The 19,484-nt window shown below is 71.0% G+C and carries 20 protein-coding genes; 14 read left to right on the top strand and 6 right to left on the bottom strand.

From position 1 onward, the window contains the following. Nucleotides 1–22 precede the first annotated feature (22 nt). Nucleotides 23–679 carry a hypothetical protein gene (locus tag TNCT6_RS12725; protein WP_253266087.1) on the bottom strand — a complete coding sequence of 219 codons (657 nt, stop codon included), beginning with the start codon at nucleotides 677–679 and terminating at the stop codon, nucleotides 23–25. A 681-nt stretch (nucleotides 680–1,360) separates the two neighbouring features. Here TNCT6_RS12725 and TNCT6_RS12720 point away from each other — a divergent pair. The 9 genes from TNCT6_RS12720 to TNCT6_RS12680 all read left to right on the top strand — a co-directional run bounded on the left by TNCT6_RS12720 (nucleotide 1,361) and on the right by TNCT6_RS12680 (nucleotide 8,075). Continuing rightward, nucleotides 1,361–2,077: an SAF domain-containing protein gene (locus TNCT6_RS12720; RefSeq protein ID WP_141359480.1), complete on the top strand. Its 717-nt coding sequence runs from the start codon at nucleotides 1,361–1,363 to the stop codon at nucleotides 2,075–2,077. A gap of 16 nt (nucleotides 2,078–2,093) precedes the next feature. Continuing rightward, nucleotides 2,094–3,086 (top strand): hypothetical protein, encoded by a 993-nt coding sequence (locus TNCT6_RS12715; protein ID WP_253266086.1) that lies wholly within the window; start codon nucleotides 2,094–2,096, stop codon nucleotides 3,084–3,086. Beyond that, on the top strand, nucleotides 3,083–4,390 hold the full coding sequence (locus TNCT6_RS12710; RefSeq protein ID WP_141359479.1) for a CpaF family protein: 1,308 nt from the start codon (nucleotides 3,083–3,085) through the stop codon (nucleotides 4,388–4,390). The genes TNCT6_RS12715 and TNCT6_RS12710 overlap by 4 nt, the downstream gene beginning before the upstream one ends. A gap of 35 nt (nucleotides 4,391–4,425) precedes the next feature. Then, nucleotides 4,426–5,355 carry a type II secretion system F family protein gene (locus TNCT6_RS12705; protein WP_172633205.1) on the top strand — a complete coding sequence of 310 codons (930 nt, stop codon included), beginning with the start codon at nucleotides 4,426–4,428 and terminating at the stop codon, nucleotides 5,353–5,355. Further along, nucleotides 5,352–6,275, top strand: coding sequence for a type II secretion system F family protein (locus TNCT6_RS12700; protein ID WP_172632887.1), 924 nt, complete (start codon nucleotides 5,352–5,354; stop codon nucleotides 6,273–6,275). Before TNCT6_RS12705 ends, TNCT6_RS12700 begins: the two co-directional genes overlap by 4 nt. Nucleotides 6,276–6,331: 56 nt before the next feature. Then, a complete protein-coding gene (locus TNCT6_RS12695) occupies nucleotides 6,332–6,583 on the top strand; it encodes a hypothetical protein (protein ID WP_141359477.1) in 252 nt (83 codons plus the stop codon). A gap of 110 nt (nucleotides 6,584–6,693) precedes the next feature. Beyond that, nucleotides 6,694–7,167: a TadE family protein gene (locus tag TNCT6_RS12690; RefSeq protein WP_141359476.1), complete on the top strand. Its 474-nt coding sequence runs from the start codon at nucleotides 6,694–6,696 to the stop codon at nucleotides 7,165–7,167. After that, complete coding sequence (locus TNCT6_RS12685; RefSeq protein WP_141359475.1) at nucleotides 7,168–7,596, top strand: TadE/TadG family type IV pilus assembly protein; 429 nt, start codon at nucleotides 7,168–7,170, stop codon at nucleotides 7,594–7,596. A gap of 5 nt (nucleotides 7,597–7,601) precedes the next feature. Continuing rightward, nucleotides 7,602–8,075, top strand: a complete 474-nt coding sequence (locus tag TNCT6_RS12680; RefSeq protein WP_253266403.1) for a pilus assembly protein TadG-related protein — start codon at nucleotides 7,602–7,604, stop codon at nucleotides 8,073–8,075. Nucleotides 8,076–8,781: 706 nt separating this feature from the next. Here TNCT6_RS12680 and TNCT6_RS12670 read toward each other — a convergent pair. Beyond that, nucleotides 8,782–9,861 carry a hypothetical protein gene (locus TNCT6_RS12670; RefSeq protein WP_141366360.1) on the bottom strand — a complete coding sequence of 360 codons (1,080 nt, stop codon included), beginning with the start codon at nucleotides 9,859–9,861 and terminating at the stop codon, nucleotides 8,782–8,784. Next, nucleotides 9,861–10,502, bottom strand: a complete 642-nt coding sequence (locus TNCT6_RS12665; protein WP_141359474.1) for a hypothetical protein — start codon at nucleotides 10,500–10,502, stop codon at nucleotides 9,861–9,863. The genes TNCT6_RS12670 and TNCT6_RS12665 overlap by 1 nt, the downstream gene beginning before the upstream one ends. A 250-nt stretch (nucleotides 10,503–10,752) precedes the next feature. Here TNCT6_RS12665 and TNCT6_RS12660 point away from each other — a divergent pair, with 250 nt between their 5' ends. The 4 genes from TNCT6_RS12660 (at nucleotide 10,753) to TNCT6_RS12645 (ending at nucleotide 16,257) form a co-directional block, all read left to right on the top strand. After that, nucleotides 10,753–13,728, top strand: coding sequence for a bacterial transcriptional activator domain-containing protein (locus TNCT6_RS12660; protein ID WP_141359473.1), 2,976 nt, complete (start codon nucleotides 10,753–10,755; stop codon nucleotides 13,726–13,728). Continuing rightward, on the top strand, nucleotides 13,725–14,510 hold the full coding sequence (locus TNCT6_RS12655; protein ID WP_141359472.1) for an A24 family peptidase: 786 nt from the start codon (nucleotides 13,725–13,727) through the stop codon (nucleotides 14,508–14,510). Before TNCT6_RS12660 ends, TNCT6_RS12655 begins: the two co-directional genes overlap by 4 nt. Before the next feature lie 78 nt (nucleotides 14,511–14,588). Beyond that, complete coding sequence (gene mqnC / locus TNCT6_RS12650) at nucleotides 14,589–15,803, top strand: cyclic dehypoxanthinyl futalosine synthase (RefSeq protein ID WP_141359471.1); 1,215 nt, start codon at nucleotides 14,589–14,591, stop codon at nucleotides 15,801–15,803. Between the two features lie 7 nt (nucleotides 15,804–15,810). Beyond that, nucleotides 15,811–16,257, top strand: a complete 447-nt coding sequence (locus TNCT6_RS12645; protein ID WP_141359470.1) for a hypothetical protein — start codon at nucleotides 15,811–15,813, stop codon at nucleotides 16,255–16,257. A 372-nt stretch (nucleotides 16,258–16,629) separates the two neighbouring features. Here TNCT6_RS12645 and TNCT6_RS12640 read toward each other — a convergent pair whose 3' ends face one another. After that, nucleotides 16,630–17,625, bottom strand: a complete 996-nt coding sequence (locus TNCT6_RS12640) for a chitinase (RefSeq protein ID WP_141359469.1) — start codon at nucleotides 17,623–17,625, stop codon at nucleotides 16,630–16,632. A gap of 170 nt (nucleotides 17,626–17,795) precedes the next feature. On the opposite strand from TNCT6_RS12640, the gene TNCT6_RS12635 reads away from it, so the two are divergent. Continuing rightward, nucleotides 17,796–18,488 (top strand): demethylmenaquinone methyltransferase, encoded by a 693-nt coding sequence (locus TNCT6_RS12635; protein WP_141359468.1) that lies wholly within the window; start codon nucleotides 17,796–17,798, stop codon nucleotides 18,486–18,488. 15 nt (nucleotides 18,489–18,503) lie between these two features. Here the strand turns inward: TNCT6_RS12635 and TNCT6_RS12630 are convergent, their stop codons facing one another. Continuing rightward, on the bottom strand, nucleotides 18,504–18,833 hold the full coding sequence (locus tag TNCT6_RS12630) for a PASTA domain-containing protein (RefSeq protein ID WP_141359467.1): 330 nt from the start codon (nucleotides 18,831–18,833) through the stop codon (nucleotides 18,504–18,506). 112 nt (nucleotides 18,834–18,945) lie between these two features. Further along, the gene (locus TNCT6_RS12625; protein WP_141359466.1) at nucleotides 18,946–19,452 is read right to left on the bottom strand and encodes a GNAT family N-acetyltransferase; all 507 of its coding nucleotides are present in this window, start codon (nucleotides 19,450–19,452) and stop codon (nucleotides 18,946–18,948) included. Between the last annotated feature and the right edge of the window lie 32 nt (nucleotides 19,453–19,484).

Here is a 19,484-nt window from a genome sequence, read left to right as displayed (position 1 = left end):
GCAGCCCCCGCGTGGTGCAACCTCACGGCGTGCACTTCGCGTTCCCCCTGTCGGAAACGAGCTCCGTGGTCTGCCAGACGCCGTCCTTGTTCCGCTTCAGGTGCGTGTTGTAGTAGACGTACGAGTCGCTGTCCGGGGGCGTCCTGTCGACCTTCTGCGTCTTCGTGTCCTTGTTGAACGCCTTCGTTTCATCCGTGCAGAACGTCACCCCTGCCGAGGTCTTGCTGTAGATGATCACGTCGGGGTTGAAGTACCGCACAGTGCCCGTGTAGGTGATCCCAGCATCCACAAAGGACTTGACCCACTTGGCGCCGCCGACGAGTGCGTTCCCCTGCCGGTAGAACGCGAGAGCCGGTTCGTCGGGGTTCCCCTTGATGATTGCGTAGTTGGTGGCAGTCTGCGCACGGCCGGCATCGGCGAGGATGGCGTCATTGGTCGGATTGCCGGTATGCCATCCCTCAAAGACGTCCTTGACGTCGCCGGGCAGCGTGATGTCTGGTCGATGAGGCTCGTCCGAAGTGTCAGCGCTGGGCGATGGCGACGCCTGGGTACCGCGGGTGTCGGCGCCCGGGATCGCGTCGTCGGCCTTGGAGTTGCCGCCTCCGCCACTGCAAGCCGTCGTCAACAAGGCTGCGGCTGCGACGAGCGCGGCAGCAACGGGCAAAGAGCGTCGCTTCACTGTGACTCCCCGTGAGCACTGAGTTAGTCAGGGAGTTCGACGGTATCGGTGCTGCGGTTGCTTCCGCCAAGCCGGGCCCCTCTCCGGGTAGGTCAATTTCGGACTTCTTGCTGCCAAGGTGTGATGCAGCGCAGCCTGATCGGCCCAGTGGCGGCGGTGCCAGTGGGTCACGGCGGGGCGGTCGCCTTGTCGGCGGCGGCGATGTCCTCTGCATCGTTCAAGCAGGCGGGCAGCGCGACGGCGACCAGCTCAGAGCCGGTCAAAGTCAGTGGTGCTTGCTTCATGGGGAAGATCACGGCATGACTGATCCGCTCCCTTGTGAGCAATTCGTGCAGGCATGGTGCGTTCCCAGTGGTCGCGGGCCAGGCGTGAGCCGGGACTCCAGAGGGTCACCGTGACGACGGGTTCGCGGTCGCACACTGGCTTGACTGTAATTCGGTCGCACCCCATGGGGTCAGGCTTATGCCCGAGTTGCTGACGGATAACGTCAAGTCAGCCGTGGACCACGGGGCCTGACTCGCCTTGAGGGGCTTATGTGCGGCTGATACCGTGCGATGGCTTGACACTCGACACCGCGCCGGATAGCCGCGACATCGCCCGGATCGCTGGTGAAGTGTCCGGGTTTGCAGCCCAGGCAAAGAGCTTGGCAGACGACATCTTGGGTGTACGGGGAGCGGTTGCGTGAAGATCCAGGAGCGTACGGGGGCGGGCGCGGGACGCGCCGCGGCTCCGGCTCAGCCGACGGTCGGTGACCGGCTTCCCACATCGCCTCGCGAGCGCAAACCGGCGCTCGCGGCCCTGGCGGTGCTGCTCATCCTGGTGGGCGCGCTGGGCGCCACGATGCTCGTGCTCCAGGCCGGGGACCGGATCGAGGTCGTCAAGGTGACGAAGGACATCCCGGCCGGAGAGTCCGTCACCTCCGATGACGTGACCTCGGTGATGGTGGCCGCGGACGACTCCATCAACTACATCCCGTGGGTCAAACTGGGCACCCTCAAGACCCTCAAGGCCAAGTCCACCATCTACGCGGACACGGTCGTGATGGGGCAGATGTTCGGCGCGAAGAGCAGCCTGCCGGACGGCAAGGCCTTCGTCGGAGTCGCTCTCAAGGAGGGCCAGTACCCGGCGGACATCAAGAACGGTGACATCGTCGCCGTCTACCGCGTCGGCGACCACGCGTCGAGTTCCAACTCCGGCAGCGGTTCCACGGGCACGTCCGCAGGCGGCAGCCTCATCGTCGACAAGGCGCGCGTCAGTTCCAAGAGTGACAACGGCGACGCCGCCGTGAGCACCGGCAACCTGTCGCTCACCCTCCTCGTCGACCAGTCCGACGCCGCCGCCGTCGCCCAGGCCGCGTCCGTGGGTTCCGTCGCCGTCGTCGTCGTTCCCGGCAACTGAGGGCGGCAGCGCATCCATGGCCCTCATCGCACTGGCCGCCGACAAGGGTTCGCCCGGCGTCACCACCGCCGCCGTCGCGCTGGCCGCCGTCTGGCCGCGGCGCGTGCTGCTCGCCGAGACGGACCCGGCCGGCGGTGACCTCGTCTACCGCAGCGCCGCGGCCCACGGCGGGCCGCTCAACCCGAACGTCGGCATGCTGTCCATCGCCGCGACCGCGCGCCGCGGACTCGTGCCGGACCAACTCTGGGATCACGTACAGCCGTTGAACGGCGGCCTGGAGGTCCTCGTCGGGCTCGGCATCGCCGAGCAGGCCGCCGGTCTCGCCGGCCTGTGGCCCACCCTGGGGCACGCCTTCGCCTCGCTCGCCGACTCCCCGAGCGCGCCCGCCGACGTCATCGCCGACTGCGGCCGGATCAGCGGGGACACCCCCGCCGTGGAACTGTTCCCGCACGCCTCCCTCCTGCTGCTGATCTCGCGCACCGAGCCGGAGGCCATCGCCCGCGTCCGCGACCGCGCCGCCGCGCTGTCCGCGAAGCTGCACGGCGGCCCGCGCGGTGCCGCGAGCCTGGCGACCCCGGTGGTCGGCGTCGTCCTGGTCGCCGACCCGAACACCGCGGGCAAGGTCTCCGGTCAGGTCAACGACATGCTGGTGCACGCCCAGACCGGTGCCCGCGTCGTCGGCACCATCGCCGACGACCCGGCGGGCGCCGAGCAGTTGGCCGGGCGCAGGCGCGGCCGCCTGGACAAGTCCTTGCTGATCCGCTCGGCCCGCAAGGTCGCCGCCGACCTGTACCAGCAGTACGGTGCCGCCTGGGCCGTATCCGCACAGGCGCAACAAGCCCACCAAACGCAGCAGGCCCACCAGGTTCAGCAAGCCCGCCAGACGCAACAGGCTCCCCAAGCCCAGCAAGCGGCCCAAGCGCAGCAAGCGGCCCAGGGTCAGCAGATGCCCCAGGCCCAGCAGCCGTACCAGCCCCACACGAATGGTCAGCCAGGAGCCGGGCGATGACGGCTGTCGATCACCAGCTGGTCAAGCGGTTCCGGCAGGACGCCGGTGACCGCATCGCGGAGCAGCGCCGACTCGACCAGGTCAACGGCGTCACGCCGATGTCCGGCGAGGACGAGCGGCAGTACGCCCGCGCGGTCATAGCGCAGATACTGGAGGAGTACGCCCGCGCCGAGATCAACGCGGGCCGTACGCCGCTGGACGCCGAGACCGAGGAGCAGTACGCGGCCGCCGTGCACGCGGCGCTGTTCGGCGTCGGCCGGCTCCAGCCGCTGCTCGACGACCCGCAGGTCGAGAACATCGACATCAACGGCTGCGACCAGGTGTTCGTCGGATACGCCGACGGGCGCGAGGTCAAGGGCGAGCCGGTCGCCGAGACCGACGAGGAGCTGATCGAGCTCATCCAGGTGCTCGGCGCCTACTCGGGCCTGTCGTCCCGCCCCTTCGACTCCGCCAACCCGCAGCTCGACCTGCGGCTGCCGGACGGTTCGCGTCTGTCGGCCGTCATGGACGTGACCCGCCGGCCCGCGCTGTCCATCCGCCGGGCCCGGATGGGCAAGGTGTTCATCTCCGACCTGGTCGGCAACGGCACGCTCGCGCCGGAGCTGGGGCACTTCCTGGCCTGCGCGGTCCGCGCCCGCAAGAACATCATGATCGCGGGCGCCACGAACGCCGGAAAGACGACACTGCTGCGCGCCCTCGCCAACGAGATCCCGCCGCACGAGCGGCTCATCACGGTCGAGCGGGCGCTGGAGCTCGGGTTGGACACCTTCCCTGAACTGCACCCCAACGCGGTGGCGTTCGAGGAACGGCTGCCCAACTCCGAGGGCCAGGGCACCATTTCCATGGCCGAGCTGGTGCGTCGGTCCCTCCGTATGAACCCCTCCCGCGTCATCGTCGGCGAGGTGCTCGGCGACGAGATCGTGACCATGCTGAACGCGATGTCGCAGGGCAACGACGGCTCGCTGTCCACGATCCACGCCAACAGCTCCAGCGAGGTCTTCAACCGCATCTCCACCTACGCGTTGCAGGCGACGGAGCGGCTGCCCATCGAGGCCAGCCAGATGCTGATCGCGGGCGCGGTGAACTTCGTCGTCTTCATCCAGCGGCGCAACAACTTCCAGACCGGCGGCCGGCTTCAGCGCATGGTGACCTCGGTCCGCGAGGTCAACGGCGTCGACGGCCGCGTGCTGTCCAGCGAGGTGTTCGCCGAAACGCCCGACGGCCGGGTCGTGCCGCACGCGCCCATAGCCTGCCTGGAGGACCTCATGGCGCACGGTTACCAGCCCCACGGAACCTGGGGGTGACCATGACGTCTGCCGCACTGGCCCCGCTCGGCTCCATGGGGGGCCTGTTCTCCACCACCGTGCTGTACTCGATCGGTTCCGGCGTCGCCGTCGGCGGCGGTCTCGCCCTGCTGGTCGTCGCCGTACGCGGACTGCCCCCCAAGCCCGAGCACGAGAAGCAGCGGGCGAGTCGGCGGGCGAGCGAACTGCTCCGTTTCGCCGGGCAGCGCGGCTCCGTCGCCGCTCTCGTCGGCCTCGCCGTCCTGCTGCTCACCCGGTGGGCGGTCGCCGGGATCGCGGCCGGTGTCCTCGTCTTCTTCTGGGACCGCCTCTTCGGCGGTGCCGCGGAGGAACGGGCCGCGATGCGCCGTGTGGAGGCCCTGGCCTCCTGGACGGAGTCGCTGCGCGACACGATCGCCGGCGCGGTCGGCCTGGAGCAGGCCATCCCGGCCTCGGCGCGCGCCGCCGCCCCGGTCCTGCGGCCCCATCTGGACGCATTGGTCGACCGGTTGCGCGCCCGCACTCCGCTGCCCGAGGCGCTGCAACTGCTCGCCGACGAGATCGACGACGCCTCCGCCGACATCATCGTCGCCGCGCTCATCCTCAATGCCCGGCTGCGCGGCCCCGGTCTGCGCCAGGTCCTCGGCGCACTGGCCAAGTCGTCGCGCGAGGAGGTCGACATGCGTCAGCGCGTGATGGCCCAGCGGGCCTCGACCCGACGCTCGGTGCAGATCGTCGTCGCCGTCTCCGTCGCCTTCGTGCTCGGACTGTCCGTCTTCAACCGCGACTTCGTGTCGCCGTACGGCACCCCGGTCGGCCAGTTGGTCCTCGCGGTCGTCTGCGGTCTGTTCGCGCTCGGCTTCTGGTGGCTGCGCAAGCTGTCCACGATCGAGACGCCCGAACGCTTCCTGGTGCGGGACGAGGCGGCGGTCCAGTTCGTACGGCCGCGCACACCCGCCCAGCAGGAGGAAGGGGTACGCCGGTGAACCTGACGATGCCGGTCGTGGTCGGAGCGGTCCTCGGCCTCGGCGTCTACGCCCTCGTACGCGCCCTGATGCCGTCCAGGCGGAGCGCGGTCGCGCAGGTCGCGCGGATCGACGCGATGCGGGCGCGGGGCGCGGCGTACGAGACGCGGCACCAGACCCGGGAGGAGACGGGCCGATTCGGTACGTTCCGCGCCCAGGTCGGCGCTCGCGTCGCCGAGTTCTACCTTCAGCAGGGCTGGGAACAGCGCTCGTTGCGCGCCGATCTCGCGGTGCTGGAGCGCAGCTGGGAGAGGTTCCTCGCGACGAAGGTGCTGCTGTCGGTCGCGGGGCTGTTCTTCGGTCCGCTGCTGTTCGCCGTGGTCTACTCGCTGGGCTTCGGCCGCAGCCCGGTCATCCCGGTCTGGCTGGCGCTGCTGTGCGCGGCGCTGTTCTTCTTCCTGCCCGATCTGGAGATCCGGCGGGACGCGGCCGACAAGCGCCGTGACCTGCGCCGGGTCATCGGCGCGTATCTGGACCTGGTGTCCATGAGCCTGGCCGGCGGCCGTGGTCTGCCGGAGGCGCTGATGGCGGCGGCCGAGGTGTCCGACGGCTGGGCGAACCAGCGGATCCGCAACGCCCTCGCCGACGCCCGGATCACCGGCATCAGCCAGTGGCAGGCGCTCGGGCAGCTCGGCGAGGAGCTGGGCGTGGAGGAGCTGAAGGATCTTTCGGCCTCCCTGGCCCTGGTCGCGGACGACGGCGCGAAGGTGCGCGAGTCGCTCGCCTCGCGCGCCGAGACCATGCGCCACCGCGAACTGGCCGAGATCGAGGGCAGCGCGGGCGAGAAGTCCCAGTCGATGCTCGTGGCCCAGCTGCTGCTGTGCGCGGGTTTCCTGGTGTTCCTGATCTTCCCGGCGGCGATGCGGGTGTTCCAGGTGTGAGCGCCGCCCCTGCCAGACCCTGCCAACTGCCCTGAATTCGAGAGGAAACGACTGTCATGAACGGACGAGACTTCCACATCGGGATCCCGACCGTGGACTTCCTGGTCACCTTCCTGGGCGGCCGTGTGCAGCGCGCCCGCTCCGGCGAACTGGACCGTGGTGCCTCCGCGGTCGAGTGGGTCATCATCTCCGCGGTCGTCGTGGCGATCGTCGGCGTGGTGGCCGCCATCATCAACTCGGCGCTGAGCGAGGGCGCCAACAAGGTGGGCGACTGCATCAAGGGCGCGGACGCGGGCAAGACCTGCTGACCGGGCGTACGGCGAGGGCACGCACGGCGAGTGCATGTACGGCGAGCGTACGTAGGACGCGTGCACGTACGACGCACGTACGGCGAGGAAGCGCGACGGGGTGGACGGGGATGCTGGCGGACGTGGGCGGACGGGTGCGACGCGCGGTACGCCGCAGGGTGCGGGCCGCGCGTGAGGCGGCGGCCACCGGCGGCGACCGCGGGATGACCGCGATCGAGTTCGTGCTGCTCACCCCCGTACTGTTCTTCATGATCTTTGCGACGGTGCAGTTCGCGCTGTACTTCTTCGCCGACCACGTCGCCCAGGCGGCGGCCCAGGCCGGCGCCCGCAAGGCCCGCGCCACGGCCGACGAGCAGCCCGGCGCCTGGCGGGGCGAGGCGCGGAACGTCGTCGACGCCTACATCCGCCAGCTGGGCCCGCAACTGGTGCTGTCGCCGGACGTGAAGATGCTGCAACCGGAGCAGAACACCGTGGGCGTGGAGATCTCGGCGCGGATCCCGACGGTGTTCCCGGGCCTGAACCTGACGGTGCACGCGCAGTCCTCGGGGCCGGTGGAGAGGTTCGTGCGGGAGGACGGAAACTAGATGAACCGCTCTTCCCGGCCGTCTTTTCCGTCCGCCCGTGACGACGGCGGCCTGTCCACCGTGGAGGTCGTGATCCTCGCCCCGGTGATGATCCTGTTCATCCTGGTGCTGGTGGCCTTCGGCCAACTCGTCGAGGGCCGCGGCGCGGTCGACGGCGCGGCACGGGACGCGGCACGAGCGGGCTCCATCCAGAAGGACCATGCGACGGCCATGTCCGAGGCGCGCAAGGCGGCGGAGGCGGACCTGGCCGACGTCTGCACGGGGCCGGTCTCGGTGGTGCAGACGAGCGCGGGCTTCGCCCCCGACACCCTGTTCACCGTCGAGGTCAGCTGCCAGGTGCGCGGCCTGGCGTCACTGGGCCTGAACATCCCGACGCGGCTGTCCGCGAGCTTCAGTTCGCCGCTGGACCCCTTCCGGAGGTCGGCGTGAGGAACGTGAGCGCCGCCGCGGCCGATCGCGTGCGCACCTGGTGGTCCACCCGGGCCACGGCACTGGACGACCGCGGCTCGGGCGCCGGCGCGGTCATCATCTTCGCGCTGGTCTTCCTCGCCCTGTCCGCCTTCGTCATCGACGGCGGCCTGTCCATCTCCAAGCGCGAACGAGCCGCGGACATAGCGGAACAGGCGGCCCGCTACGCCGCCCAGGACATCGACCGCGAGGCCCTCTACGACAACGAGGGCGGCCCCGCCCCGATCAACTACGAGAACTGCGACGCCCGCGTGAAGGCCTTCGCCCGGGAGGTGAGCATGACGGGCGCCGACATCGCCGCGAGCCACTGCGTGGCAGCCGACGCCGACCAGGTACAGGTCGAGATCCAGCTGACGTACTCGCCCGTCTTCACCGGCATGTTCTACGGCGGCAACGTGGCCGTCCACGGTCGGGCCGTGGCCAGGAACGAGGTGGGGTGACGCATTCATCAGCGTGGCTCTTCGACGCGATCGCCGACTCGCCTACCTGGACGGAGTGACCGACAGCATGACCGACGACCTCTCGAACCTCGGCCTGGAGTTCTCGGAGGACTGGCTGCCCTTCCCCGCCGCCGGGAGCGTGGACCTGGACTCCTGGGCCAAGCAACAGGGCCAGGAACTCGCCGAGCGATACGCGCAGGACGGTGCGCCGGGCGACGCCCGCCGCCTGGCCCGGAGCCTCAAGCGCACGGTCGCCGACTGCTACACCCGCGATCCGCTGGCGGCCTTCGGCTGGTACGTGAGCGGTCACGAGACGGTGGCGGCCATCATGGAACTCGACGCCATCCACCCCGACGAGGCGTTCCCCGAGGTCTCCCTCTCGCTGCTGGCCGAGCACATGGCGAGCCACGACTTCGGCGAACCGGACGTACGCGAGGTACGGCTCCCCCTCGGCGACGCCGTCCGCATCCGCCAGAACCTCATCGGCGAGAAGAAGGGCTTCTTCGGCCCCCGCCCGGTGGTCCACACGGTGTTCTACGGCGTCCGCCCGGACGGCATGGAGACGGCCCTCACGATGCTGGTCTCCTGGACGGAACCGGTCCTGGCGAGCCGGCCGAGCAGATGGCCGACGACATCGCGAAGACGCTCTCACTCTGACGATGTGAGGGAGTCGAGGAAGATGGCGAAGGCTGCGGCCGGGCCCGTCTCAGCGGTTGATCGACTGGATTTCCTGGACGTTCATGTCCTGGGTCGTCTCGAAGGTGCCGTCGGGGAGGTCGCCCTTGGCGCCGCCGGTGCCTTGCCAGGTGATCTGCCAGGTGATCGATGCCTTGAGGCGGTACGGCTGTCCGTTCGTGGCGCGGAGGTACCTGATGCCGCACGGCGGGGTCTTGTCCGCGTTGCCCTTCGCGTACGGGGTGCCGATCGAGCCGTCGTCGTTGATCGTGCAGTCGCCGGAGGACGGGTAGGTCTCGGCGTCCTCCGTGCCCGGGTTGAGGTGGAGGGCTACTGGCTTGGCCGTGGTCTCGGCCCACAGGCCGGTGTTCGGGAGGTCGGCCCTGACCTTGACCTCTTTGAAGGTGCCCTTGTCCAGCCAGGCCCAGGTCGGGAGATTCACCGTGGACTTCGCCTGCGGTTTGAGCTCGATCTCCGTCTCGGGGACCTTGACCTTGTTGTAGGCGTACTCGGCGAGTGTCTTGGGGGTGGGGGTGTTCGGGTCGTTCGGGAGTCTGCCCGCGTCGACCCAGAACATGACGCGGCCGCAGTCCCAGGAGGCCGGGTCGGCGGGGTCGGGTGCGACGCCGCGCCAGAAGTAGCCCTTTTGGTCGAGGTTGTAGTCCTTGTAGCCGTCGGCGCTGCTGTTGGTCGGTGAGTGGAGGTCGAAGTTGTCCGCGGGTTTGCCGTCGCGGTAGTGGTCCGTCCACAGTTCCTTGCCGAACCATGATTCGTGGATGCCGACGTCGCCCCCGCCGTCCGTGTCCACGAACTTCTTGAGTCCGGCCGGGGTGAAGGCCGGTTCGTACCAGCAGGCGGGGGGCTTCCAGTTGGGGTCCACGGTACCGAGGTTGCCCTGCTTGCCCCTGCCGTTTCCGCCGCTCACGTAAGTGATCCGGATATTGGAGACGGAGGCCGAAAGGCTTCCGTCGCCACCGGCGTTCCCTTTGGCGCTGCTCTTGCCGTTGTTCTTGGTGTTGCCTTCGCCGAAGGCGTGAGCCGACGTGGTGGAGAGGGTGACCGCCACGGCCGATGCGAGAGCCACGGCCACGATGCCGGTGGGCCGCGACATCAGGAGCAGCCGCCCCTCTTCGAGGTGGTGGACACGGTCTGCCACACACCCTGTCCGTCCTTCTGCATGGTGACGGTGTAGGCGACCTTGGGGTCCATGCCTGCCGGATTGCCCACGACCTTGCCCGTCTCCCGGTTCTTCGTACGGGCGTTGCTCTCGTCCGTGCAGTAGGCGAGCTGGGCCTTCGTGTTCTTCGCGAAGAGCGCGACCTTGGGGTCGAACACGGGGAGCGCCCCGATGACGGTGACGTTCTTGCCCGTGTACGACTTGATCCACTCACGGTCCTGGGAGAGGCCCGCCTTGGTGTCGTAGAAGGCGAGGGCCTCGCTGTCCGGGTTGTTCGCGATGATCGCTGCGTAACCGGCCCGCAGCTGCTCCTTGCCGTCGTTCAGGACGGCCTGCTCGTCGGGGTCGCTGCTCCTCCAGTTCGCGAAGGTCAGCCGGAAGCTGCTCGGGATGGTGACCTCGGGACGCTGTGCGTCAGCGGCTGAGGACGCCGAAACCGTAGGCGTAGCCGCCCCCGTGTCTGCCCCCTTGATGTCATCGGACTTGGCGTCCCCGCCCCCGCCGCACGCGGTCAGCGTGAGGGTCGCGATGGCGGTGAGTGCGCTGGCGGTTACGGGTAGGGCGCGGCGGGCCACGGTGGATCTCCCCCGGAGGACGACGACGTGTGCAGCGGACAACGAAGCTATCAGGGGCGACAGGAGAGGATTTGGGTGCTCGGCGGGGGATTGTGGGGGAAGTCGAGAGGTACGGCGTGGTTGTTGTGAACGGCGTGGGGGCGTCCGGGGTTGAGGGGCGGAAGCTGTGTCGCCCCCGTCAATAGGATCTCTGTAGGCTCAGTACGCCCCATTTACCGCACCCACTTCACACACCATCAGGACACCCGCCATGCCGCGACGCCGTAGTTCAAGCTCGACGGGAAGCCCGACGGGAGGCTCGACGGCCCCGAGGAACCGGACGCCCCAGCCGGTGCGGGTGCGGCGGCGTACGGTCGGGGACTTCGTGAAGGCGTTTCTCGCCTTCCTGGCCCTGCTCGTCCTGCTCGTCGGCGTACCGCTGGCGCTGGCCGTGCAGTTCGGGTGGCCGCTCCCGCACGGCGTGCCGAGCCTGGACTGGCTCCAGCAGGAGATCACCGTCCAGACCTTCCTGAGCATCCTGACGGTCGTCGTCTGGCTCGCCTGGGCGCAGTTCACCGCCTGTGTGCTCGTGGAGATGAAGGCCGCGCTGTCCGGTGTCGGGGTGCCGGGGCGGGTTCCCGGCGCCGGCCCCAGCCAGCTTCTCGCGCGGCAACTCGTCGCCGCGCTGCTGCTCGTCGGGGCCACGGCCGCCAGCCTCACGCCGGGGCTGTCGCAGCTCGGGCACGGCCTGGAGGGAAACCAGAAGGGGACCGTCGCCGCCGCGCAGCAGACGCCGGGCGGGCTGTTCGGGCAGCAGCGGGAGCAGGCCGCGAACACCGCGGCGGCCGTCGCCGAGCAGGCCGCGAGTGCCGCCGCGCAGGCGGAGGCCAAGCAGGGCGACACGAAGTACTACCGGATCCAGCCGCCCGAGGGACGCCACCACGACTCGCTCTGGGAGATCGCCCAGCGGCACCTCGGCGACGGGCGCCGGTACAAGGAGATCTACCAACTCAACAAGGACCGGGTCCAGCCCGACGGCTCCCGGCTGTCCGAGGCCAGCCTCATCCGGCCCGGCTGGATCATGGAGATGCCCGCGGACGCGCACGGCGGTGAGCTCGTCGAGATGCCCGACGGCGCGCCGGACGTCTCCGAGCAGGTGCGGCAGCAGATCCACGACTACGCCAGGACCGGCGACCACGCCCAGGGCGGAGGCGACCACGCGCAGGGCGGCGGCCATCAACAGGGCGGTGGCTCCCACGCCTCCGTACCCGCCCAGCGGCCCGCCCCCGACGCCGAGCAGGACCGGCAGCGGCCCGCCGGCGACGGCGCCACCGCCGCCACCCCCGCCTCCTCCGGGCGTTCCTTCGGACTGCCCGAAGCCCTCCTCGGCGCCCCGCTCCTCGCCGCCGGTCTCCTCGGCGCACTCGGTCACCGGCGCCGGCAGGCGCTGTGGCAGTCGGCGCTCGGTGCCGTCGGCGGGCGGCGCGGCATGGAGCCGCCGACGCCGACCGGGGACGCGCTGGACGTCCAGGACGCGCTGCTGGTGGGCGCCGACCCCGAGGGCGTACGGCGGCTCGACCGGTCCCTGCGCGCCCTCGCCGCCGCCCTCGCCGCCGAGTCCCGGCCGCTGCCCGTCGTCTACGCCGCCTGGCTCACCGGAGGCGACCTGCACCTCCAGCTCGCACAGCCGGCCGGCAAGCCGCCCGCGCCCTGGCGGACCGGGCAGGACGAGACGTTCTGGATGCTGGCGCGCGCCGAAGCCGAGCAGTACGAGGAGACCGAAACCGCCGCCCCGTACCCCGGGCTCGTCAGCCTCGGCACCATGGACGACTCCCGCCTGCTGCTCAACCTGGAGGCCGTGCCCGGCATCGTCTCGCTGAGCGGCCGCGCCTCCGACCGGGCCGCCGTGTTCGCCTCGGTCGCGGCCGAACTCGCCACCAACGGCTGGTCGGATCGCATGACCGTCACCCTTGTCGGCTTCGGTCAGGACCTGACCCCGCTGGCTCCCAGCCGCCTGCGCCACCTCGACGGCATCGAGGCGCTCCTCGAGACCATGGAGGCCGAGACGCGGCAGCGGCGCGGCGCGCTGGGCGCCGCCGGGCACGACTCCGTGCTCACCGGCCGCACCGGGCCCGCCCAGCACACTCGTTGGGCCCCGCACCTGGTGCTGCTGGCCGCTCAGCCCTCGGCCGAGGATGCCCGTAGGCTCGCCGAACTCGCCGCCGATGCCAGCCGGTTGGGCATCGGCTACCTCGTCGGCACCGAGTCCGACGAACTGCCGGGCGCCGCCTGGGAGATGGAGATCACCAGCGAGGGCAGGCTGCTCGCTCCACTGCTCGGGCTCGAACTCGACGCCCAGATGCTGCCGTCGGCCGAACAGCAGGCGGTGGTCGAGCTGTTCGTCGAGGCCGACCCGGAGAGCGGGCCCGACGGTCCTGCGCCCACCCCGCCGTTCCTCGTCGACATCAGCGAGCAGGGGCGGCCGGCGGTGTACGCGCGGCTCGTGGGCCCGTACGAGATCATCGGCCTCGACACCCCGGACGACGAACGCAGCGCGCCGCTGCACGAGGCGCTGGCACTGCTGCTGTTGCACCGGGAGGGCGTGCATCCGCGGGTGCTGTCCTCCGCGCTGTGGCCGCGCGGGGTCACCGACGACGTGCGGGACGCGCTCGTCGAGCGGCTGCGCTCCTGGCTCGGCAGCGACCCCGACGGCACCCCCAGGCTCGGTACGGACGACACCGGGCGGCTCACCCTCGCCAAGTCCGTCGTCTCCGACCTGGACGTGCTGCGCTCGCTGTACCACGAGGCCACACAGGGCAAGGGCGCGGACAGCCGGGCCGTACGCGGCCGGCTGCTCACCGACGCGCTGGTGGTGGTGCGCGGACCGCTGCTCGCCGACCGGCCCGAGGGCCGCTACCGGTGGCTCACCCACGAGATCGTCGACGCCCAACTGCCGCTCATCGTCGCGGACATCGGGCTCGCCCTGTCCTCCTTCCACCTGGAGAAGGACCGCGCGGAGAAGGCGATCGAGGCGCTGGACGCCGCGCTGCGCACCGCCCCGGCCGACGAGCGCCTGTGGAACGAGCTGCTGCGCGCCGCGCACGCCACCGGTGACACCGCCCGCCTCCAGGCGCTCGCCGCCGACCTCGTCGGCCGCGGCGGCGCCCGCGGTCTGCCGCCGCGCACCGAGGCCCTGCTCGACGAACTGCTGCCGGCCTGGCGCAGCGCCGTCGCCGCGGCGGGATGAGCACCGTGCCGTCGACCGGTCTGCCGCTGGTCGCCGCCGCCGCGCTGTGGGGCGCGGTGGCGGGCGCGTCGCTGCCGCGGGCCGCGTACCGGTTCTCCGTGCCGTCGGGGGAGTCGTGGCGGGAGCGCTGCCCGGGCGGACATCCGGTACGGGGCTGGATCGGGCGCGGACGGTGCGGGCAGTGTGCCGCCGCCTCCGCCGACGCCCCGGCCACCACTCCCGTCCGCGACCGCGCCTCCTACGGCCCGCGCGCCCTGCCGGCTGCCGCCGTCACCGCTCTCGTCTGCGGCGCGCTCGCCGCTGCCACCGGTGGCCGGCCCGAACTCGCCGTCTGGTTGCTGCTCGCGCCGGTCGGCGTGCTGCTCGCGGTGGTCGACTTCCGGGTGCGGCGGCTGCCCGACGTGCTGACCCTGCCCCTCGCGGGCGCCGCCCTCGCGCTCCTCGGCCTGGCCGCCCTGGTTCCCGGACACGACGGCCACTGGCCGACCGCGCTGTACGGCGCCCTCGCGCTCGGCGGCGGCTACTTCGTGCTGTTCCTCGTCAACCCCGCCGGGATGGGGTTCGGCGACGTGAAGCTGGCCCTCGGGGCGGGCGCCGTCCTCGGCTGGTACGGCTGGCCCGTCGTCCTGCTGGGCACCTTCGCCGGTTTCCTGTTCGGCGCGCTGTACGGCGGCGCGCTCGTCGTCGTACAGCGCGCCGGCCGCAAGACGGCCATCGCGTTCGGGCCGTTTCTGATCGCGGGGGCGTTCACGGGAGTTCTGATCGGCGCGTACGCAACCTGAGGTCAGCACCGCGAAACGGCTGACGTAGGCTGGTTCGGTCTGTCCACAACCCTTACGAATCCTGCGAAAGGGACGCCGGTGACCGAGAAGGCCGACCTCACATCTCCTGATGTCACAGCCGTCCTCGACCGTGCCGCCGCGGGCGGACGGATCACCCCCGAGGAAGCGCTCGACCTCTACCGCCACGCACCGCTGCACGCGCTGGGCGCCGCCGCCGACGCCGTGCGCCGCCGGAAGTACGCGGGTACCGAGCACATCGCGACCTACATCATCGAACGCAACATCAACTACACGAACGTGTGCGTCACCGCGTGCAGGTTCTGTGCCTTCTACGCCGCCCCCAAGGACACAGCGAAGGGGTGGACCCGCGACCTCGACGACATCCTGCGGCGCTGCGCCGAGACCGTCGAACTCGGCGGCACGCAGATCATGTTCCAGGGCGGCCACCACCCGGACTACGGCGTCGAGTACTACGAGAAGCACTTCAGCGCCATCAAGGAGGCCTTCCCGCAGCTGGTGATCCACTCGCTGGGTGCCTCCGAGGTGGAGCACATGGCGCGGATCTCGGGTGTGTCGGTGGAGGAGGCCATCACGCGCATCCACGAGGCCGGCCTGGACTCCTTCGCCGGCGCCGGTGCCGAGCTGCTGCCGGAGCGGCCGCGCAAGGCCATCGCCCCGCTGAAGGAGTCCGGTGAGCGCTGGCTGGAGATCATGGAGGCCGCGCACCGGCTGGGCGTGGAGTCCACCTCGACGATGCTCATGGGCACCGGCGAGACGAACGCCGAGCGGATCGAGCACCTGCGGATGATCCGTGACGTGCAGGACCGCACCGGCGGCTTCCGGGCGTTCATCCCGTACACCTACCAGCCGGAGAACAACCACCTGAAGGGCCGTACGCAGGCCACCCTCTTCGAGTACCTGCGGATGATCGCGATCGCGCGCCTCTTCCTCGACAACGTGATGCACATCCAGGGCTCCTGGCTGACCACGGGCAAGGAGGTCGGCCAGCTGACCCTGCACTACGGCGCCGACGACCTGGGCTCGATCATGCTCGAGGAGAACGTCGTGTCGTCGGCCGGCGCCAAGCACCGCTCCAACCGGATGGAGATCATCGAACTCATCCGGAAGGCGGGACGGGTTCCGGCGCAGCGGGCGACGACGTACGAGCACCTCGTCGTCCACGACGACCCGGCGAACGACCCGGTCGACGACCGCGTGATGTCGCACATCTCGTCGACGGCGATCGCGGGTGGGACGGCCCACCCCGAGCTGAAGCTGCTCGCCTCCAACTGAGGTACGGGTGCTGACGATTCACGCGGCGGACGAGTTCCGCGCCGGCTGGGACGCGGAACCCGTCGAGGGCGGTGCGGTCGCCGTCGAGGGCGCCCGGGTCGCGGCCGTGGGGACGCTCGCCGAGCTGGAGCGGCGGTTTCCGCACGCGCGCGTGCGGCGTTGGCCGGGCGTGCTCGGTCCCGCGCGCGTCCACGACGGGCCGCTGCCGGACGCGCCGAGTCCGCGCGAGCGTGTCCACGCGGTCCTCAAGCTCGGCGCGACGGCCGTGCTCGCCGGGCACGCGGACGCGCCCGGACTGCGGGAGGCCGCCGCCCGCAACGACGTCGCCGTCCTCGCCGGACCCCGGCCGGCGGCGGTGGTGGAGGGCGGCCGTGCCGACCTCGCCGTCTTCGACGACGGCGGTGCCTGCCTCGCCACCGTGTGCGCGGGGCGCCTGGTGCACCGCAGACGCTGAGGCGCCCGCCGCTCGCCCAGCCGCTGGGCGCCCGCCACGCCGCCGGGTGCCTGCCTCAGCCGCTGTCCGCCCGTCTCGGCTGTTGAAGTCGTGAGGCCCGCCTCGGCCCCGGGCGTCCGCCACGTCGCGGGGCGCTCGTCTCAGTCGCCGCCCGCCCGTCTCGGCTGGCCCGAAAAACCCGCCACATTGCCAGGCGCCCGTCTCAGCCGCCGCCCTCCCCCTCGGCTGTTGAAGCCGTGAAGCCCGCCTCAGCCTTCGGGCGCCCGCCCCCGCCTCCAGGAGCCCTCGCCCCCGTCCCCGCGCGCCCGCCCCCGTGCGCCCGCCCCCCGCCTCCAGGAGCGCTCGCCCCGCCCCCGCGCGCCCGTCCCCGCCTCATCCGCCCAACACCCGAGCAAACGCTCCCGGCTTCTGCTTCACCCCGCTGCAATCCGTCGCCGCGTCCTCCCGGGACGGGACGCCCTTCTCGCACTGCCGGTCGCGGAAGGTGGACCACATCGAGACCCAGGCGATCCGCTTCTCCTCGGCGAAGGAGCGCACCTGGGCCGCGTCCTCGAGCGTGAAGGTCTCGCCGGCGATGTCGTTGGCGCCGATCATCGAGGTGAGCGCCATTCCCTCCCAGGCGGCGGCGTTCGACAACCCGAAGACCTTCTTCAGCTGGGTGTGGGCGGCCTTCGCGGCGGACAGGGCGTAGTCGCCCATGTCGCCGGTGTATGACTCGGCGTAGTTCATCGTCATGAGGTTGACGGTCGAGACCTGCACGTCGTGCACGTTCGCGGACTCCAGCAGGGCCAGGCCGTGGGAGTCCAGCCCGGACGGCATGACGGGCAGCGTGAAGGACACCTCCAGGCCGGGGCGCCGCTTCTGCAGCAGGGCGATCGCCCGCGAGCGCAGGTCGACGGAGGCCGAGTCGGTCAGCGTACGGCCCTCGATGTCGAAGTCGGCCTGGGTCGAGCCCGCCGCGTCCAGGGCCTTCCCGTACGCGTCCGCCAGCGCGGAGGCGTTCTCACAGGTCGTCGCCAGCTCCTTGCCGGAGGCCCCGCCGAAGGAGACGCGCACCGTGGCGCCCGACTTCCTCAGCTTTCCGGTCCGGGACTTCACCTCGGCGTCGTCCAGCCCCATCATGCCGTCCCACTCGGGTGTGCAGCCGCTGCCGCCGGAGATGACGAAGGCGAGGTTGTACGTCGCGGGCGAGCCCGCGGAATCGGTGCCCGAGGCCGTCGTCGCGCTCACGTACGGGGCGTACGAGGTGCTGGACTCAGGGGCCTTGGGGGCCGCGTCCGAGGTGCCGTCGGACATCGCGGAGCAGCCCGTGGTGGCCAGGGCGAACAGGCAGGTGAGCCCGGCCACCGGCGTCAGGAAACTCCTCATTGCGCATGCACCAGCCCTCGTGACGTCCGTACGGGAATCCAAACACGGCGGGATCCCGGTCCGGAGAGAGCCTGTCTCCGGACCGGGAACCGCGTTCCGAGCCTGCCATCGAAAGCCGTGCCGCCGGGGCACTTCCGTCAACCGCCACCCCCGCCTGCCACAATGGGCCGGTGACCCGCGCATCCCTGGAGAAGCAGCCGCACGACGTCGCCTCGATGTTCGACGACGTGGCGGAACGGTACGACCTGACCAACGACGTGCTGTCCCTGGGGCAGGACCGGCGGTGGCGGAAGGAGGTCGCCAGGGCGGTCGACGCCCGGCCGGCGCAGAAGATCCTCGATCTCGCCGCCGGCACGGCCACCTCCTCGCTGCCCTTCACCCGCGCCGGCGCCTACGTCGTCCCCTGCGACTTCTCGCTCGGGATGCTCCAGGTCGGGAAGCGGCGGCACGCCTGGCTGCCGTTCACGGCGGGCGACGCGACGCGGCTGCCGTTCAAGGACGACACCTTCGACGCCGTCACCATCTCCTTCGGGCTGCGCAACGTGCAGGACACGGAGACGGCCCTGCGCGAGATGTACCGGGTGACCCGGCCCGGCGGCCGGGTGGTCATCTGCGAGTTCTCGCACCCCACCTGGGCGCCGTTCCGCACCGTCTACACCGAGTACCTGATGCGGGCCCTGCCGCCCGTGGCGCGCGCGGTGTCCTCCAACCCGGACGCGTACGTCTACCTCGCCGAGTCCATCCGGGCCTGGCCCGACCAGCCCGCGCTGGCCGGGCTGCTGCGGACGGCCGGCTGGTCGAAGGTGGCCTGGCGCAACCTCAGCGGCGGAATCGTCTCCCTGCACCGGGGTTTCAAGGGCTGACGGCCGCGCGGGCCGTCACACGGGACTGACCGCGTACGGATCGCCCGGTTCGTCGGCTTCGCGCTGGAGGCCGCCCGTGGGCGGACGCGGGACGCGCGGCTCGCGGACGCCTCCGCCGCCCTCGCCCGTGCCGAAGTCGAACCACACGTACACCATGGAGTCCCGCGGCACCTCGGCACCGGGCTGCGGGTACTGGCGGACGACGTGGTCGACGACCGCGAGATGCAAGTCCGGGCGGTCCGGCGCGTTGAGGAACAGGCCCTGGGCACGGGCGGTCTCGCGCGCGTCCACGGCCATCAGCCCTACCAGGCGCGGCACGCGTACTTCGGGCGTCTTGGGTGTCATGTACACAGACGTCACCCCCAGCGGTACTGGCAGGGTAACCGGCCGGGGGTGCCACCCGGAAGCGCCAAGTGTCTTTCTGTGACACTCGATTACGCAAGGTAATGGGTCGCGGTCACAGGTCCAGCCGGTAGCAGTGCCCCTGCCGCTGCGACACCGGCGTCACGAAGGTCTGCGCCAGCCGCATGCCGAGGCGCTCGGTGACCGCGATGGACCGCTTGTTGCGGGAGTCGACCATGGCCACCACGCCCGTCAGGCCGGTCGCGCGCAGCCGCTCCAGGGTCATGTGGGCCGCCGCCGTGACGTATCCGCGGCCCCAGTGTTCGCGGCCGAGCCGCCAGCCGATCTCGATCTCGCCCGTGGGACCCCAGTCCCGCTCCCACGGCTGGGCGCCGGTGAAGCCGATGACACGGCCGGTCTCGTCGAGCATCGTCCACAGGCAGAAGCCGCGTTCGGCGTCGTGCCGCCGCTGACGGGCGGTGAGTTCCTCGTAGACGGAAAGCTCCGCGGGACTGCCGCCCTGGAACTCCATGACGTCCGGGTCGGCGAAGATCCGGTGCCAGGCCACGGCGTCCTCATCGGTGGGCACACGCAGACGTACGACGGGGAGAGCTCGGTTCACGGGGCAGCCCTTCAGCCGGGTGATCAATTCTG

It is taken from the genome of Streptomyces sp. 6-11-2, from assembly GCF_006540305.1.
GTDB lineage: Bacteria > Actinomycetota > Actinomycetes > Streptomycetales > Streptomycetaceae > Streptomyces.
Note: the sequence above shows the minus strand (reverse complement) of the source record. Positions and strands in the feature narration are given on the sequence as shown.

Excerpts from the sequence above, each read along its gene's own strand:
- TNCT6_RS12715 (WP_253266086.1), top strand. The coding sequence starts at position 2,094 with ATGGCCCTCATCGCACTGGCCGCCGACAAGGGTTCGCCCGGCGTCACC.
- TNCT6_RS12710 (WP_141359479.1), top strand. The coding sequence starts at position 3,083 with ATGACGGCTGTCGATCACCAGCTGGTCAAGCGGTTCCGGCAGGACGCC.
- TNCT6_RS12705 (WP_172633205.1), top strand. The coding sequence starts at position 4,426 with ATGGGGGGCCTGTTCTCCACCACCGTGCTGTACTCGATCGGTTCCGGC.
- TNCT6_RS12695 (WP_141359477.1), top strand. The coding sequence starts at position 6,332 with ATGAACGGACGAGACTTCCACATCGGGATCCCGACCGTGGACTTCCTG.
- TNCT6_RS12690 (WP_141359476.1), top strand. The coding sequence starts at position 6,694 with ATGCTGGCGGACGTGGGCGGACGGGTGCGACGCGCGGTACGCCGCAGG.
- TNCT6_RS12685 (WP_141359475.1), top strand. The coding sequence starts at position 7,168 with ATGAACCGCTCTTCCCGGCCGTCTTTTCCGTCCGCCCGTGACGACGGC.
- TNCT6_RS12670 (WP_141366360.1), bottom strand. The coding sequence starts at position 9,861 with ATGTCGCGGCCCACCGGCATCGTGGCCGTGGCTCTCGCATCGGCCGTG.
- TNCT6_RS12660 (WP_141359473.1), top strand. The coding sequence starts at position 10,753 with ATGCCGCGACGCCGTAGTTCAAGCTCGACGGGAAGCCCGACGGGAGGC.
- TNCT6_RS12655 (WP_141359472.1), top strand. The coding sequence starts at position 13,725 with ATGAGCACCGTGCCGTCGACCGGTCTGCCGCTGGTCGCCGCCGCCGCG.
- TNCT6_RS12640 (WP_141359469.1), bottom strand. The coding sequence starts at position 17,625 with ATGAGGAGTTTCCTGACGCCGGTGGCCGGGCTCACCTGCCTGTTCGCC.
- TNCT6_RS12630 (WP_141359467.1), bottom strand. The coding sequence starts at position 18,833 with ATGACACCCAAGACGCCCGAAGTACGCGTGCCGCGCCTGGTAGGGCTG.